The sequence below is a fragment of the Actinoplanes regularis genome (assembly GCF_900188005.1).
In the GTDB taxonomy this organism is placed as follows: Bacteria; Actinomycetota; Actinomycetes; order Mycobacteriales; family Micromonosporaceae; genus Actinoplanes; species Actinoplanes regularis.
In genome coordinates this window covers 31,561-47,805 of record NZ_FZNR01000021.1, presented here as the reverse complement: position 1 = coordinate 47,805, position 16,245 = coordinate 31,561, and the positions used below count along the sequence as shown (strand labels likewise).

The window sequence follows — 16,245 nt, the reverse complement described above, 5'->3', positions numbered from 1 at the left end:
TCACCATAGATTCAGCCCGATGCCTGCGGCAACACCTTCTGGAAATCCGCCGGAAACAGGTTTCCCAATCCGGGCACAATGGCCGGATGCGACTGATCGTGATCGGTGGTGACGCAGCGGGCATGTCGGCGGCCGCCCAGGCACGCCGCGGGCGTGGCCCGGACGAGCTGGAGATCCACGCCTTCGAGCTGGGGCGCTTCGTGTCGTACTCGGCCTGCGGCATCCCCTACTGGATCGGCGGCGTGGTGGACGGCCGGGACCGGCTGATCGCCCGGACCCCCGCCGAGTTCCGCAAGGCCGGGATCGAGGTGCACACCCGGCACGAGGTGACCGGCATCGACCTGGACGCCCGCACGGTAACCGTGCGTGACCTCGACGCCGGCTCCACCCGCCGCGAGGGTTTCGACGAACTGGTCTACGCCACCGGCGCGACCCCGGTCCGCCCGCCGTGGGCCGACATCACCGGGAAAGGCGTCTTCGGGGTACAGACCCTGGAGGACGGCGACGCGCTGCGCGAGTGGCTGGCCACCGAGAAACCGGAGACCGCGGTGGTGATCGGGGCCGGTTACATCGGCGTCGAGATAGCCGAGGCGCTGATCAAACGTGGTCTGCGGGTCACCCTGGTGGAACGGGCCCAGCAGCCGATGGGCACCATCGACGACGACATGGGGGCGCTGCTCGCCACCACGATCCGGGACCTCGGCATCGACCTGCGCACCGGCGTCACGGTCCAGGGCCTGGAGACCGCGAACGGCAAAATCAGGGCGGTGGCCACGGACGCCGGGCCACTCCCGGCCGGCGTCGTCGTCATCGGCCTGGGCGTACGACCCAACACCGCGCTCGCCGAAGCCGCCGGCCTCCCGCTCGGCGCGACCGGCGGCCTCCGGACCGACCAGCGGCAACAGGTGGCCGGCGGGGTGTGGGCGGCCGGCGACTGCACCGAGGTGCACCACCGGGTCAGCGGCGGCCAGGTGCACGTGCCGCTCGGCACGCACGCCAACAAGCAGGGCCGGGTCGCCGGGATCAACATCGGCGGCGGTCACGCCACCTTCCCCGGCGTGATCGGAACCGCGGTGACGAAACTGTGCGACCTGGAGGTCGCCCGGACCGGCCTGAGCTCCGCCGAAGCCGCCCGCGCCCGCTTCGAGACGGTGACCGCCACGATCGAGTCGACGAACCGGGCCGGCTACTTCCCCGGGGCGGTGCCGATGACGGTCAAGGTGATCGCCGAGCGGGAGACCGGGATGCTGCTCGGCGCGCAGATCGTCGGACGGACCGAGGCGGCGAAACGGATCGACGCGTTCGCGGTGGCGATCTGGAATCGGATGACAGTGGGTGAGATGACCGGACTCGATCTGGGGTATGCGCCGCCGTACGCCCCGGTCTGGGATCCGATCCTGGTCGCCGCCCGTAAGGCGGAGCAGGAGCTGGACCGGCACCGGCCCTGAACGGTCCGTGGTGTCGGTTGCCGGCACACGCCGAAAATGTCGGTGGGTCCGGGCATAGTGCCGGGCATGTTCAGCGGACTGCACGCTATCGACTGGGCGTCGATGCACCATGCCCACGGTTCAGCCGAGGAGATACCGGCACTCCTGGAAGCGATGCGCTCTCCGGACGCCGACGAGCGGAGCCGGGCGCTCGGCGACTTCTACGGCAGCGTTCACCATCAGGGTGGCGTCTACCCCAGCACTGCGGCGAGCCTGCCCTTTCTGCTCGAGTTGGTCGGCGATCCGGCCACACCGGACCGTCACAAGATCGTCGCACTGCTGATCAGCATCGCCGAGGCTGCGGTCGCACGCTACGACATCGGATACACCGACGCGGGCTACGCGGGCGCCGCGGTGTTCCTGCGGTCGCACGCGGATACGTTCGTCGATCTCGCCGGAGACGCCGCCTGCCGGGTGCGTCAGGCCGCCATCCCCGGCCTCGGACTGCTCGTCGACGATGCCGACCGGGCCCTCAACTCGCTCCAGGACCGCTCGGCGAGGGAGTTCTGTCTGGCCGAACGCCTTCTCGTGACGCGGACGACGGCCACCCTGGCCGAACGACTCCCGGCGATCGTGCCGGCCGCGACGGCCTGGCTCGCCGGCCTCGCCGTGGACCCGGCCGGTGAACCGGAGTTCCGGCTCGCCGCGCTGATCCACCGGGCCCGGTGCACCCCGGACACGATCAGCGACGACCTCGTACCGGCCGCGATCGGGCTGTTGCGCGAGATCGCCGACGCCGCCCCGCCGGAGCAGCCTTGGCCGGAGCCACCGCCGGTCGAGCCGCCGGCCGCCGGTGTGCCGCCGTTCGTCGCCGCCGCGTTCGAGGATCTCGCCCGCGCCGACCTGCGGTACTCGTTGACCACGGATCTCCTGCGCACGCTGCACGAACTGTTGGGCCCGCGGGTCTCACAGCGCACCGACCTGCTGGTCGAGCAGCTGAGCAGTCCCGAGCCCGGCGTCCGGCTGGACGCGATCCGGATGACGAACGACCTGCTTCGCTCCAGGCGCGGTGACCACAGCGCCCTGATCCGGCTCGTCGCCACCCAAGTCGACGCGAGCAACCTGGAAGTCGCGGCCGAGGCGGCAGCACTGCTGGAGAGCCACCCATCGATCGCGGCACCAGCCCGGGAGGCCCTGGCAGCCCTGGTCGCCGCCCACGGGCCGGACGTGTGGGCGACCCCGCGACGGCACCTGCGCCGGGTGCACCAGAAAGCCGTCATGGCGTTGGCTCGGCTCGGGGACGGACGAGCACTTCCGAGCCTGCTCGTGGCCCTGGACAGCGACGTCGACGCCTGGCTCGCCGTCCAGGTCGCGGGAGAGCTACCGCAGGCCGCGGATCAGTTGGTGCCCCGTCTCTCCGACCGGTTGCGCCGGGCCGACCTGTCCAAGAAGTGGCCGTCGAACCCGCAGGGCCTCCTGTCCGCCCTGGCGAAACTCGGCGACCCCGCCACCTTGCCGTTGATCACCGACACGCTCGCCGCCGCTGCCGCGCGAGAGAAGTGGGACGTGGCGAAGCCCGCGCTGGCGGCGTTACGGGCCCTCGGTCCGGCGGCGGCACCCGCGCTCGCTGAGATCAGGTCGTTGGTCACCGCCGACGACACCTGGACCCGGGCAGAGGCTGTCACGACCCTCTGGGCCATCGGCGGTGACCGTGACGAGGTGATGCCGCTCGCTCTCGCACTGCTCGAAACCTTCGCGCTCCGGGAGGCGGCTGATGTTCTCGGCCAGATCGGTCCGGCGGCAGCGGTGGCGCTGCCCCGCCTGCGGACCCTGTTGGCGGCCGACTACGAATGGAACCGCGTACACGCCGCCGCGGCGATCTGGGACATCGCTGGCGAGCCGGAGGCGCCGGTCGTGCTGGACACTCTGCTCCAGGCCTGGCAAGAGAACTCCGTGACGGGTAACCATGTCGCGGCCTGCCTGAAACGGATGGGCACGGCCGCCGCACCGGCCTTGCCGCAGATCCTCGCGGAACTCGCCCGGCTCGAGACCGGCGAGGCGTTCGACGGGGATCCGTTCAGATACATCGACACGGATGAGGAACTGTTGCGGGAGCTTGCCGGCGCTCTGCGCGGCGTTTGAGGTCGGCGCCCTGGATGCGCCCGATGACCGGCGACCGGATGCGGCACCCTGCCGGCCGGGTTTGCGGAACCTCTGCCAGCCAGGTTCCGCATCTGTCCGGCTACCCGGTCCGAGGCGTCGCACAGCCCCGGCGCGGGTCCTGATCGTGCGCGGCCTCACTTCTCCCGAGCGCCGCCCGTCACCCAGCGCCGCGAACCGTGATCATCCACAACCTCACCACGCCCAGACGACACCCATCGCCCGACGCCGCGAACCCTGACCTCCCGCGCCCTCACCACACCCCCACTACATCCGTCACCCGACACCACGACCTGCCGGCGCAGACCCCGACCATCCACGACCCCACCACGCCCACCGCCCGCCACCGCCGCCGAACCCTGACCCTCCGCAACCCCACCACGCCCAAACAACGCCCATCGCCCGACGCCGCAAACCCTGACCTCCCGCGACTTCACCACGCAAACGACCTCCGTCACCCGACGCCGCAAACCCTCATCGTCCGCGCCCTCACCACGCCCCCACGACATCCGTCACCGACACCGCGACCTGCCAGCGCAGACCCCGACCATCCACGATTCCTCCACCCCAAGCGACGTCCGTCGTCCGCCGCTGCCGGTGTGCGTTGACGAGGCGAGCGGGCCTGCTGAAGAAGGAGTTGCCGGGTTGGACGACCACCGAATTAACCACTTGCGTGACCGCCATCGCACGGTGCCATCGGATCGTAAAATGTGAGATCGGCTGCGCTTTTCGCCGGAAGCTTTCGACGAGCATCACGCTGCGACAGGTTACGCAAGAGCTGGCATATGTTATTGCGGAAATAAAGGTTGGCACGCTCCAGCACTGACAGTTCCGGATGGGGTTGCGAGAGAATTTATGCATGAGGCAGCTGTCATTGTTCGCCAGGGCGGAAATCGCTGCTATGCGCGACCGGACCAAGGCGCGAAACTATTCCGCCGAGCGTGACGAATTTCGCCGTGAGCACGAACGTCATCGCGCTTGGGGCCTCCAGCAACGCCATGCCACGAAGCTTCGCCGGCTCCGACAGAGCCGCTCGGCTGCCATCTCCAATAGCGTTCAAGCCCGCCCCGAAGCATCCGCTGCACCGCTGACGGTTCCGGCTGCTCCCCTGCCGGCCCCAGCCCCGCAGTCGGCCGCCATCCCGCCTCCGGCAACACCGCTGTCGCGACAGGCGGCACCGTCGCAACAGCCGACAGCGCCACCCGTCGCACCGATTCGACAATCACCAGCACCACAACCAGCCGCCAACCAACACCCAACAACACCACCATCACGACAGGTGCCACCATCACGACAGGTGCCACCATCACGACAGGCGGCACCGTCACGACATGCGGCAGCACTGCAGACAGCGCCACCATCACGACAGGCGGCACCATCACCACAGGCGACAGCGCTGCAAACAGCGCCACCCGTCGCACCGATTCGACAATCACCAGCACCACAACCAGCCGCCAACCAACACCCAACAACGCCACCATCACGGCAGGCGACAGCGCTGCAGACGGCGCCGCCCGTGGCACCGATTCGGCAATTGCCAGCGCCGCAGCCGAAAGTCTGCGCGCCACAGCCGGCCAGCGCCGCATCGCCGCACGCGCCGCGGCCGCGGAGATCACGCCGGCAGTCGCAGGCGGCAGCTATGCCGTCATCGCGGATCGCTCCCTTGCCGGCACGGCGTGTGCCGGGAGCGGCGACAACGAGGCAGCGGCCGGGGGCGACTCAGGCGGGGAGTTTGCGATCCGGTTTTCGGCCAGAGTCGCAGGGGCCGCCGCTGCCGCGAGCGATCTGCGGTGGATATTTACTGAATGAGGGTGGGCATTGCAGATCGGTGGTTTCGGTGACATTCGGCGATATCCGGCATGCGCGGGTCCGCACTGGTCACCGTGCGATGGCTGGGGTCACATCAGGCAGAAGTCACTTGTTTCCATGTCGGTATTCGCTTCTGCCTCGTGGGCGATTCGTTTCGCATGAATGGGATATTGAAGTCGTTCGCTGTCTGGATGTCGGCGCTGCGGGGTTTCGGGGTGGTCGGGGTGACGGTTTTTGTTCGGGTGCTGGGCCGGGATTTGTCGACGCGACATGCGTGTTCTCGTCGGCGCGCGTAGGTCGATTCTGCCCGGACTATGCACGGATCGGGACGGCTGCGGTGGGTGTGCTGGGCCTGGCCGACAGTCCAACGGGTCTGACCGGCAGTTCAGGATGCCGGCCACAGGCATACGAAGCTGGCCTCCGAGGCAGTCCGAATCGTCAGCGCGGCGATCGAGAACTTCAGCTGGTCACGCGGCCTTCGGCGGTGTCGACCACGAAGCAGGAGCATTGCAGGATCTCAAGGAGAGCCGCTCGGACCCGCCGGATCCCAGCGTCGTCGACGTCGAGGTGGATGCGGCAGTCGCGTGAGAAGCCAAAAATCGCTACGGCCTTTGAGTCCATTTCGAGGCACAGTTCATGGTCGATGAGGGTCCAGGCGCCGGGACCTGGGGCGGTCGCTCCGGCGCTGTTGATCACCTCGTCCACCCAGCCGTCGTACCGCACCCGGATCGCCATGATGTGGGCGCCCGCGGCGCTGAGGATCAGCGTCAGCTCGTCGTCGGTCTCGCGGACGTCGACCTGGTCGACACACAGGTTCGTGATCTCCACAGCCGGACCGTACCTGGTGCCGCCCGTTCCCGGAAACGCTCGGATCCTGCTCGGCAACGCGGATTCAGCTGAATGCTGTCGAATTTCGCCGACTCGAATCATCGTCCCTGCGGACCGGCAGCGCAGCGACAGTTCGGCTCGAGTCCTCGTCCCTGCAGACCGGCAGCGCAGCAGCAGTTCGCCTCGAGTCCCCGTCCCTGCGGAGCGCCAGGGCAGCAGCAGTTCGCCTCGAGTCGTCGTCCCTGCAGACCGGCAGCGCAGCAGCAGTTCGCCTCGAGTCCCCGTCCCTGCGGAGCGCCAGGGCAGCAGCAGTTCGCCTCGAGTCGTCGTCCCTGCAGACCGGCAGCGCAGCAGCAGTTCGCCTCGAGTCCCCGTCCCTGCGGAGCGCCAGGGCAGCAGCAGTTCGCCTCGAGTCGTCGTCCCTGCGGAGCGCCAGGGCAGCAGCAGTTCGGCTCGGGTCGTCGTCCCTGCGGACTGGTGGCGCGGCGGCAGTTCGACGCGGGGCTCGGGCGCGGTACCAGTACACCGCATCCACCAGCGAAATCAGTGCTTGAGTGAACAGGCCGAAGAAGAGGCCGGCGCGGAGCGCCCTGGGCCAGGCCGTCCCCTCGGCGAAGTGGTCATACACGACGCCATGGTCGCCAGCAGCGCGACTTGAGCAAGCCAGCCACATATCGTGCGCCAGTTCGCCGCCCATGCGATCGTGCTTCCACCTTGCATGGCGGCAGCGTAATGACGGCTCCTGCGGTGGGCCATCCGGCGGCGGCCGAGGGCACGGAGATCACATGCGCGTGGGCCCGCCGGCAGCGGCGCAGGGCGCCAACCTCACACACGGTCGGCCACCCGGCGGCGACCGAATGCGCCAACCTCACACACGGTGGACCACCCGGCGGCGACCGAGAGCGCCAACCTCACACACGGTGGACCACCCGGCGACGACCGAGAGCACCAACCTCGCGCGCTCGCGGGCAGTTCAAAACCCGCCACAGGCGCATGAAGCGGACCTCCTACCGCAACGAGGTCGCATTCCGGCGTGCATGAGGGTCAGTCCCAGTAGTTGAAGAGCGCTTCGCCCAGCGATCCGGGCCGCCAATAACGCATATCGGTCAAGCAGATCCCGGGCCACCGCGCCACGTCGACCGGACCGTTCAACTCGGCGGTGGTGAGCAACCGGAAGCCCGGGGTCTGCGCCAGGACCGCTGCCAACTCGGGAGAGTCGATGAAGGTCAGCGGGCCGCATTCAGTTGCTTGGCCGGGCTCGATGACGCGTGGAACGGCAACGGCCAGAAGTGAAGCGTCGCGGACGCAGAGCACCGAGACGAACCGGTCCGAGAAGGCGATGATCCCCTGGTGGAAATTCGGCGTGACTCCGGTGCTGATCCGGAATTCGGTCACCGTGCCGCCGGTCAGGCGTGCGGCCTCATAGCAGACGCGGCGGAACGCCTTCAGGTCACTCACGAGGGCCGACCTTACGCGAGGTCGGTCAAGCGAGAGCCGACCCCGCGCGAGGTCAACCAAGCGAGAGCCAACCCTGCACGAGGTCAACCAAGCGAGAGCCAACCCCTGCACGAGGTCAACCAAGCGAGAGCCAACCCCTGCACGAGGTCAACCAAGCGAGAGCCGACCATGCGCGAGGTCGGCGGTGCGTGAGGAAGACTTGCGGGCATGGCTGATCTAGGCGATCCGAAGACCGCACTGCGGCACTACCTCCAAGGGGCTCGCGACGACCTGATCTGGAAGCTCGACGGGCTGAGCGAGCGCGAGGCCAGGCTTCCCCGCACCGCGACCGGCAACAACCTGCTGGGGATCATCAAGCACTGCCTCAATGTCGAGGCCGGCTACTTCGGGCCGACCTTCGGTCGTGAGTTCCCGACGCCTGAGGAGTTGGTCCCGCTCTCCGCGTACGACGAGGATCCGCAGGCGGACTGGTACGCCCGGGAGGACGAGACGAAGGACGGGCTGATCGACCTGTACCGAAGGGTCGGCATCTTCGCGGACCAGACGATCGAACAGCTGCCGCTTGACGCGCCGGGGCGGGTGTCGTGGTGGGGGCCGGACAGGCAGGTCGTGACGTTGCAGCGGATCATCGTCCATGTGACGACCGACCTCGCCCGGCACGCGGGGCAGGCCGACATCCTGCGCGAGCAGCATGACACGACGATCGGCCTGAACCGGGAGTACACCAGCATCCCGGAGGGCTACGACTGGCCGGCCTACGTCGCCAAGCTGACGAAGCTGGCGGACCGGTTCGGATAGCCCTGGTGACGTGACGCCCCCGGCTCGCCTCGGGCCGGGGAACTACTGTCGCGGCCATGGTCGAACGCGATGCCCTCAGTGTCACCCGCGAGGCTTACGACGCCGCCGCCTCCACCTATGCGCAGCTGTTCCGTGATTCGCTGCCGGACAGCCCCCTGGACCGCGCGATGCTGGGCGTGTTCGCGGAGGCCGTACGCGCGAGCGGAAACCGTCAGGTCGCGGATCTGGGGTGTGGCCCCGGCTATGTCACGGCTCACCTCGATGAGCTGGGGCTGGCGGCGTTCGGCGTCGACGTCTCCCCCACGATGATCGAGTTGGCTCGTTCCGCCTATCCGGGCCTGCGGTTCGACGAGTGCTCGATGACCGCGTTGAACATCGCCGACGGCGTGCTGGGCGGCGTGCTCTCGCGCTGGTCCATCATTCACACTCCGCCACGGGAGGTCGCCGCGATCCTGGCCGAGTTCCACCGCGTGCTGGCACCGGGTGGGCACCTCCTGATCGGGTTCTCGGCAAGCGAGGGCCCGTCCCATCCGACGCAGGTCTACGACCACACGGTCGCACCGGCCTACCGGTGGTGGCCCGATCATCTCGCCGCGATGCTGCGCGGGTCCGGGCTGGCCGAGGTCGCCCGGATGGTGCGCGAGCCGGAGCCCACCGACCGGCGACAGTTCCAGGAGGTTCACCTGCTCGCCCGCAAAGCCCCCCAGGAGCAATGAAAGCCGGGCTCAACGACGGAGATCGGTCTCCCGCTGTACGTACGACAGTTTGCCGGGATTGCGTACCGCATAGAGCCCGGTCACGAGGCCGTCATCGATGCGTACGGCGATGACGGTGTCGATCTCGCCGTCGAGCCGCAGCAGCAGCGCCGGGTGGCCGTTGATCTGCGCCGGCCGCAGTGATGCCGCGTCGGCGACCCGGCCGAGCCCGGCGATCAGGATGCGGGCCACCTGTTCGGCTCCCACGATCGGCGCCGGCGCGGCCTGCACGACCCCACCGCCGTCGCCCAGGAAGGCGACGTCCGGCGCGAGGATGTCGAGCAGGCCCTGCAGATCGCCGGTTTCGACCGCCCGTTGGAAGGCCACGATGGTCTCCCGGGTCTGTGCCGGTGAAACGGCCCCGCGTGGCCGGCGCGCGGCGACGTGCGCCCGTGCCCGGTGGGCGATCTGGCGTACCGCCGCAGGGGTTTTCTCGACGGCTTCGGCGATCTCGTCGTAATCCAGACCGAAGACCTCACGCAGTACGAACACCGCCCGCTCGGTCGGGGTGAGGGTCTCCAGGACCAGCAGCATCGCCAGCGACACGCTGTCGGCCAGTTCGACGTCGTCGGCCACGTCGGGGGCGGTCAGCAGCGGCTCCGGCAACCAGGGGCCGACATAGGACTCCTTGCGCCGGCCGAGGGTGCGCAGCCGCATGAGCGCCTCGCGGGTGGTGACGCGAACCAGGAACGCCCTCGGGTCCCGGACCAGTTCGAGGTCGACGCCCGCCCAGCGTAGCCAGGTCTCCTGCAGGACGTCCTCCGCGTCGGCGGCCGAGCCGAGCATCTCGTAGGCGACGGTGAACAGCAGTTTGCGGTGGGCGACGAACGCCTCGGTGGCGGAGTCCAGCCGGCCGTCACCGGTCGGGTCCATGGTTCGCTCGCTCATCAAGCCGGCTCCTGCCCGTTCGCTTTCGACTCTGGCACACACCAGATGCCGCACCCCGCGGTTTCGTGACACCCGCCTTCAGTGGCGTGGACCACACCGCCGTGCCGTCACAGGGCTCGTGTCCTCGGCATCTCCATGTTCGTCACACCGCGAACAACCGGTGACCTCAGAAGGGAAAGCGCATCATGTCCACACAGTCACGTCTGCCCGACCCCACCCGCTTCTTCCCCGATCTCGTGGCGATCGTCGGCAGGATGGTGAAGGCCGTCCAGAACGGTTCGGTTCCGCAGACCACCATGAACCTGGTGCAGTTGCGCGCCGGGCAGATCGCCGGAAGCACCTATCACACCGTCGGGCAGGCCGAGCAGCTTCGGAAGGCGGGAGAGACGGAGGAGCGGATCACCGCCGTGGCCTCCTGGCAGGACGCGCCGTATTTCACCGATGCCGAACGGGTCGCGTTGAAGCTGGTCGAGGCCGTCCTGACCGCGAATCCGTCCGGAGAGCGGGTCTCCGACGAGCTGTACGCCGAGGCCGCCGTCCACTACGACGACAAGGCGCTGTGGACGCTCACCCTGGCGATCAGCCAGATCTGCTACTTCATTCCCGTCGCGCTCGTCGCCAAGCCGATCCCGGGGATGCCGCCGGGACAGAACTACACCGGCTGACCCCGGCGCGGCATGGCACCCGGCCGCGGTCAGGGGCGGAGCCAGCGGTCGAACCAGGCCCGGGTCCGGCGCAGGACGTCCAGCTGATGATTGCGTTCCCGGATCGAGTGGCCCTCTCTCGGGTAGATCACGAACTCGTGCTCGACGCCGAAGTGGCGTAGCGCCCGGTGGAGGTAAACGGCCTGCCCGAGGGGGACGTTGGTGTCCTCAGCGCCGTGCAGGATGAGCACCGGGGTGCGGATCCGGCCGGCGAAGGAGATCGGGCTGACCGCGTCATGCGGGTGCGGGCCGATGCCGGACCACCCGGTGCTGCCGCCGAGCGCGGCTTCGAACTGCCCGTTCTCCCCGGTCGCGGCGAGCATGCCCCAGTCGACGACACCGGCGCCGACCAGCGCGGCGCGGAACCGTTCGGTCTGCCCGACGGCCCAGGCGGACATGAAGCCACCGTGGCTCCAGCCGGCGATGCCAAGCCGGTCGGGATCGGCGACACCCTGGGCGACGAGCAGGTCGATGCCGGTCAGGATGTCGGTCCACTCCTGCCGGCCGACCTGGCCGGCGACGCTCGCGGCGAACCGGTGGCCGTGGCCCTGGCCGCCGCGCGGGTTCGGCAGGAACACCGCATACCCGGCGGCGGCCAGCCATTGCGCGCTGGGGAACCAGAACAGCTGGCAACGGTCGGCGTAGCGGTCGTACGGGCCTCCGTGCACGATCGTGACCAGCGGAAACGGGCCGTCGGGCGCGGTCTGCCCGACCGGGAGGACGAGCAGGCCGTCAAGGTCGAGGCCGTCGGCGGCACGGTAGGCCAGCGGTTGCTGCGTGCCGAAGGTGATGCCGTTCCACTCCGGGCGGGTGTCGGTGAGCTTTCGCAGCGGCCCGGCCGACGGCCCGAAATGAACATCGACGGGCTCGTAACGGCCGCCGGCCAGCACCGCGATCTGTTCACCGCCGCTCGTGGCGGTGAGCTCGTCGAGGCGCCCGGGGTGCCGTGACAGCGTGGTGAGGCCGGCGGGGTCGAGCCGGGCCAGGGTCGTGTTCAGCCCGTCAGCGAACACGACCAGCGCAGCGGCCCCGGTCTGGCACAACTCGGTGGGGCACATCGGCAGGTCGGCGGTGCGGTTGCGCGTGACCCGGTCGGACAGGGCCAGGTCGAACACGGCGGTGCCGGCTTGAAGACCCGGTGGGGTGAGCGCGATGTAGCCGAGGTGCCAACCGTCCGGCGCGGGCCACCAGGCCGGTAAACGCGCGTCGACCTCGACCGGCCCGAGCTCCTCCGTGGTCCCGGTGACGGGGTCGAACAGGTGCAGCCAGCCGGTGCGGGGGCCGTGATCGTTGTCGGCGCCGGCCCGGGTGAGCACGGCGAGCGGGCCACCGTCGGGCCGTTGCCGCAGCTCCACGACGTGCCGGTCGCCGAACACGTCCGGCGTGGTGATCCGGCCGGTACGCGGGTCGAGCAGGCGTAACCGGGCACGCGGTTCGCGCTCGCCGGCGACGACGGCGTCGTCGCGGTCCCGGGCGCGGCGCGCGTCCTGCTCGGTGGGTTCATCCTCGGCCAGCAGGGCGACCGGGCCGGGGCCGGCGAGCGGCAGATGGTCGAGGATGCCGGCCCGCCAGCTGGTCAGGGCGGTCACCGTACCGTCGGCGAGGGCGAACCGGTGCACCTGCGGGACACCGCGCTCGGCGTGATCGGAGAGGAAGAACAGCGTTCCCGAGTCCCCGGACCAGCGGGGCAGAGATTCCGTCGCGGTGCCGGCGGTCACCCGGCGCGATCCGCCGCCGACGAGGTCGACGAGCCAAAGCTCGGTGTCGAGGTGGTCACCGGTCCGGCTCGTGGTGGCGAGAACGTAGCTGAGCAGCCGCCCGTCCGGGGCGAGGGCCGGCGTCCGTGGCGCTCGGCCGTCTACCACGAGTTCGGCCGTCAGAGCTGTCATGCGATCAGTCTGAGCCAAGAAGATCGGGGGTGGACCGGCACGGCCCACCCCCGATCAGGACAGCACGACTACTCGGTGACGTTCCCGATCTCGACCGAGCCGCGGCCGACGACCGCGCCCAGGTCGGTCACGAACGTCACCTCGCCGGCCAGGTGCCGCCCGGCCGGCGGGGCCGCGGCCGCGGTGACCGATCCGGTGATCGTGGCGCTCGCCCCGACCGCCAGCGACGTCGGGGTGTTCGGCACCGTCAGGCCGCCGAGGACCGGGCTGTAGTACACGTCCCGGTAGTCGTACGCGGTCGTGCCGCTGGGCACCGAGTACCCCTGGATCTCCACTGTGTACGACCCGGCGGCCGGCGAGGCGATCGAGACCGCCTCCTCCGAGTCGCCGTCCGCGGACCGCCCGACCTCCACGCCGTTCGTGTCGTAGACGAACAGGTCCAGGTCGGCGGCCGGGTCGGCCGGGTTACCGATCGCGACGTTCAGCCGGACGGCACCCTCGGGCACGGTGACCGTGTAGTCCTGCACGGCGCCCTGCCCGATGCTGGGCCGCTGGCTCAGCGAGCTGCCCAGCGGGCCGCCCTTCGGGGTGACGCTGATCGGGCCGAACCGGTTGGTGACCGTCCACGCCGCCGGAGTGGCCGTGCCGACCTGGACGCTGGGCAGCGTGACCGTCTCGGGCGAGACCGTCACGCCCTGCACCTTCGCGGTCAGGGTGAACGGGTTGGTCAGCACCGGCGAGGTCCGGCGGGCCTCCACCTCGAACTCCCAGACGCCCGGGAGCGGGTTGTCGTACGACCGCTCCTCCGGTTTGCATGTCGCCGCGTCGGAGTAGTTGGTGTAGCAGTACGGACTGGATGTCGACTCGGCCGGCACGCCGTACGGGTTGATCGCGATCCACCGGGTCTGCGAGCCGGCCGCGACACCGCCCAGCTCCACCTGGAGCGAGGTGGCGTCCTCCGGCACGGTGACGAAGAACGACGTGGTGGAGTTGCGGTCGACGGCGCCGGAGTACGTCGACGCGTACGACGGCGACTTCGCCTCCGCCGCGGCGATGACCGTGTTGAGCACCTCGAAGTCGATCGCCGGGGTGAGCGGGTCGTCCACCTTGAGCAGGGCGCTGGTGACGCCGTGGCCGGCGGTGACCCGTACCGGGATCTTGACGGTCTTGTTCAGCGGAAGGCCGATCACCGGAACCGTCGAGAACGCTCCACGATCACCCTGGAAGGAGAGGGTGTGCAGGACGGTCCGGTTCGGGCCGCTGGTCCGGGTCAGCGAGATCGTCACGACCTTGCTCCGGCCCGCCGTGTAGCCGCCCTCAGCGGCCGTGCACCGGCTGTAGATGCCGGTGCCCGAGCCGGGCGTGGTCAGGTACTGCGCGAGCGGGGTGCAGACCGGGGCCGCCGAGGTGTAGGTGCGCGTCTCGGAGATCCGGGTGAGCAGGCTCCACGAGGCCGGCACGTCGAACTTGCCGTAACCCTGCTCGTACGCCTGCTCGCCGGGGATCCGATCGGCGGTCGAGTAGATCGCCCGGCGCAGCTGGGCCGGGGTGACCGTGCGCCGGGTCTGCTTCGCGGCCGAGAGCAGCAGCGCGGCGCCACCGGTGGCCTGCGGGGCGGCCATCGAGGTGCCGTTCGCCATGCCGTACCCGATCGGCAGCTGGTAGCCGACGGTGTCCAGGCCGGCCACGACCTCCCAGGTGGGGGTCGCGGAGATGGCCGAGCCGGGCGCGGCGATGTTCGGCTTGAAGCCGCCGTCCTCGCGCGGGCCACGCGACGAGAACGGGAACAGCTGCTCCGGCTTACGGGTCACCGAGCCGTAGTTGGCCAGCCAGGTCTCCTTGGAGACGCTGGCCGCGACGCTGACCGAGTCGGTGGCGACCGACGGGTCGCCGATGGTGTTGACGCCGGAGCCGGAGTTGCCCGCCGAGATGAAGAGCTGGACGCCGTACTCGGTGATCAGCTGCTGGTAGAGCCGTGCCTGGGCGCTGTTGCCGTCGTTCAGCGCGGGCAGGCCGCCGATCGACAGGTTCACCACGTCGACGTGCCGGTTCACCACCAGGTCGACCATGCCGGTGGTCAGCGCGGCCGCGGTGCAGCCGCCGCCCCACGAGCAGGCCCGCGCGGAGACGATCTTCGCGCCGGGCGCCTGGCCGTCGAAGTTCCGGTTGCCGAAGAGGTCGTTGCCCGCGGCGATGCCGGCCACGTGGGTGGCGTGCAGGCCCTCCGGGATGCCGATGTTGACGAAGTCGGCGACCTCACCGGGCAGGCCGGCCGGGGTCAGGTCGACGTCCTCGCGGTACTCGACGACGAACGGCATCCGCTCGGCGATCGCGGTCGCCGGGTCGTCCGTGCCGAAATATCCGACATCGAAGCGTTCCTTGTACGGCCGCATCACGGTGTCGTCGGTGAAGTCCCGGTTCTGGTTCACGTCGACCCGGATGTCGTGGGTGACCGGGTCGTAGAGAATGCCCCAGACGTCGGTCGTGTCGCCGTCCCGGTTCACGTCGCCGGCCGGTTCGGAGCTGGCGGTGATGGCCTCGCTGAAGCGGTTGATCCGCCAGGTCCCGGCCGGTGCGGTCCAGGTCGCACCCTGGTAGGTGAAGGCCGGCCCGGTCACGGTGGTGCGCATCGCCCGCCAGGTGAGGTCGTTCTCGAGCAGCGGGTCGGTCGCGGTGACCCAGTCGACGATCTTCCGCTCGCCGGTGGTGGTCGTTTGCAGGGCCGGGTGGGCGAGGTCCACGCCGGTGTCCATGACGCCGATGGTCACGCCGCGTCCGTCGTACGTCGGATGCTTGCGCTTGAAGTCCACCGACCCGGTCTCGCCGACCGGCAGGTACGGGTTGTCGGCCGGGGTGTCCGCCCCGGGCCCGGAGGCAGTGGTGGTCCGGGCGCCGGTCGACAGGTCCGGCTCGGGCACCTCGACCGTCTCGTCCAGGTCGACGCCGGCGACGCCGGGCAGTTTCGCGGCGCTGACCACCTTGCCGATGGGCACCGTCGCCAGCACGTAGCCGACCTGGTCGAAGCGCCGGGCCACGGTGCCGCCCAGCCCCTCGAGCCGCTTCGCGACGTCGGCGGACCGGCCCTGGTCGGTGGCGATGATCAGGGTGACGCTCGCCCGGCGCTCGGCCTGGGCCTCGGCGAGCAGGCCGGCGTCGTGCGCGCCGAGCGTGTCCGCGGGTGAGTCCTTGGGTGCGACGGTCTCGATGGCCGGTGCGTCGTCCTGGTTGACCGGTGACGGGGCGGCGACGGCCGGAAGCGAGCCGCTCATCGTCGTCACACCGGCCGTCAGGCCGATCGCCAGGACGGAGCTGAGGGTTCGCCGGCCCCAGCGGGATGGCTGTCTCACGTGCGGATCCTCCGGAGGCATGGCGCCCGGAGGGGTGTCCGAACGCTCCTCCCGGGAGTCTCCGATCGATCTGCATGGAAGTCACTACGCTCGATAGGCTTCGTGACCTTCCCGTGACCATTGTGGACTCAGCCACTGGTCAGCGGGCTCACCCCGGCACCTCACCCGGCCGCGTCCACCCG

12 protein-coding genes are annotated in these 16,245 nt (G+C 69.8%); 5 read left to right on the top strand and 7 right to left on the bottom strand.

From position 1 onward, the window contains the following. Positions 1 to 86: 86 nt before the first annotated feature. The gene (locus tag CHC09_RS35900; protein ID WP_089297736.1) at positions 87 to 1,448 is read left to right on the top strand and encodes an FAD-dependent oxidoreductase; all 1,362 of its coding nucleotides are present in this window, start codon (positions 87 to 89) and stop codon (positions 1,446 to 1,448) included. 66 nt (positions 1,449 to 1,514) lie between these two features. Continuing rightward, on the top strand, positions 1,515 to 3,569 hold the full coding sequence (locus CHC09_RS35895; RefSeq protein WP_089297735.1) for a hypothetical protein: 2,055 nt from the start codon (positions 1,515 to 1,517) through the stop codon (positions 3,567 to 3,569). Positions 3,570 to 4,076: 507 nt separating this feature from the next. Here CHC09_RS35895 and CHC09_RS45695 read toward each other — a convergent pair. From CHC09_RS45695 to CHC09_RS35885, 4 genes are all read right to left on the bottom strand, one after another. After that, a complete protein-coding gene (locus CHC09_RS45695; protein ID WP_143232781.1) occupies positions 4,077 to 4,343 on the bottom strand; it encodes a hypothetical protein in 267 nt (88 codons plus the stop codon). Positions 4,344 to 4,486: 143 nt separating this feature from the next. Next, positions 4,487 to 5,203, bottom strand: coding sequence for a hypothetical protein (locus CHC09_RS45690; protein WP_143232780.1), 717 nt, complete (start codon positions 5,201 to 5,203; stop codon positions 4,487 to 4,489). A gap of 652 nt (positions 5,204 to 5,855) precedes the next feature. Then, a complete protein-coding gene (locus CHC09_RS35890) occupies positions 5,856 to 6,224 on the bottom strand; it encodes a hypothetical protein (protein WP_089297734.1) in 369 nt (122 codons plus the stop codon). A 1,044-nt stretch (positions 6,225 to 7,268) separates the two neighbouring features. Next, positions 7,269 to 7,682, bottom strand: coding sequence for a hypothetical protein (locus CHC09_RS35885; RefSeq protein ID WP_089297733.1), 414 nt, complete (start codon positions 7,680 to 7,682; stop codon positions 7,269 to 7,271). Between the two features lie 207 nt (positions 7,683 to 7,889). On the opposite strand from CHC09_RS35885, the gene CHC09_RS35880 reads away from it, so the two are divergent. Next, positions 7,890 to 8,480, top strand: a complete 591-nt coding sequence (locus CHC09_RS35880; protein WP_089297732.1) for a DinB family protein — start codon at positions 7,890 to 7,892, stop codon at positions 8,478 to 8,480. 56 nt (positions 8,481 to 8,536) lie between these two features. Continuing rightward, positions 8,537 to 9,196 carry a class I SAM-dependent methyltransferase gene (locus CHC09_RS35875; RefSeq protein WP_089297731.1) on the top strand — a complete coding sequence of 220 codons (660 nt, stop codon included), beginning with the start codon at positions 8,537 to 8,539 and terminating at the stop codon, positions 9,194 to 9,196. A 9-nt stretch (positions 9,197 to 9,205) separates the two neighbouring features. Here the strand turns inward: CHC09_RS35875 and CHC09_RS35870 are convergent, their stop codons facing one another. Next, positions 9,206 to 10,123: an RNA polymerase sigma-70 factor gene (locus CHC09_RS35870; RefSeq protein WP_089297730.1), complete on the bottom strand. Its 918-nt coding sequence runs from the start codon at positions 10,121 to 10,123 to the stop codon at positions 9,206 to 9,208. Between the two features lie 185 nt (positions 10,124 to 10,308). On the opposite strand from CHC09_RS35870, the gene CHC09_RS35865 reads away from it, so the two are divergent. After that, entirely contained in the window at positions 10,309 to 10,788 is a 480-nt protein-coding gene (locus tag CHC09_RS35865; protein ID WP_089297729.1) for a carboxymuconolactone decarboxylase family protein, read from the top strand. Between the two features lie 29 nt (positions 10,789 to 10,817). On the opposite strand, the gene CHC09_RS35860 is transcribed toward CHC09_RS35865, so the two are convergent. Both CHC09_RS35860 and CHC09_RS35855 read right to left on the bottom strand, forming a co-directional pair. Beyond that, the gene (locus CHC09_RS35860) at positions 10,818 to 12,716 is read right to left on the bottom strand and encodes a S9 family peptidase (RefSeq protein ID WP_089297728.1); all 1,899 of its coding nucleotides are present in this window, start codon (positions 12,714 to 12,716) and stop codon (positions 10,818 to 10,820) included. Between the two features lie 68 nt (positions 12,717 to 12,784). After that, positions 12,785 to 16,063 carry a S8 family serine peptidase gene (locus CHC09_RS35855; RefSeq protein WP_373871997.1) on the bottom strand — a complete coding sequence of 1,093 codons (3,279 nt, stop codon included), beginning with the start codon at positions 16,061 to 16,063 and terminating at the stop codon, positions 12,785 to 12,787. Between the last annotated feature and the right edge of the window lie 182 nt (positions 16,064 to 16,245).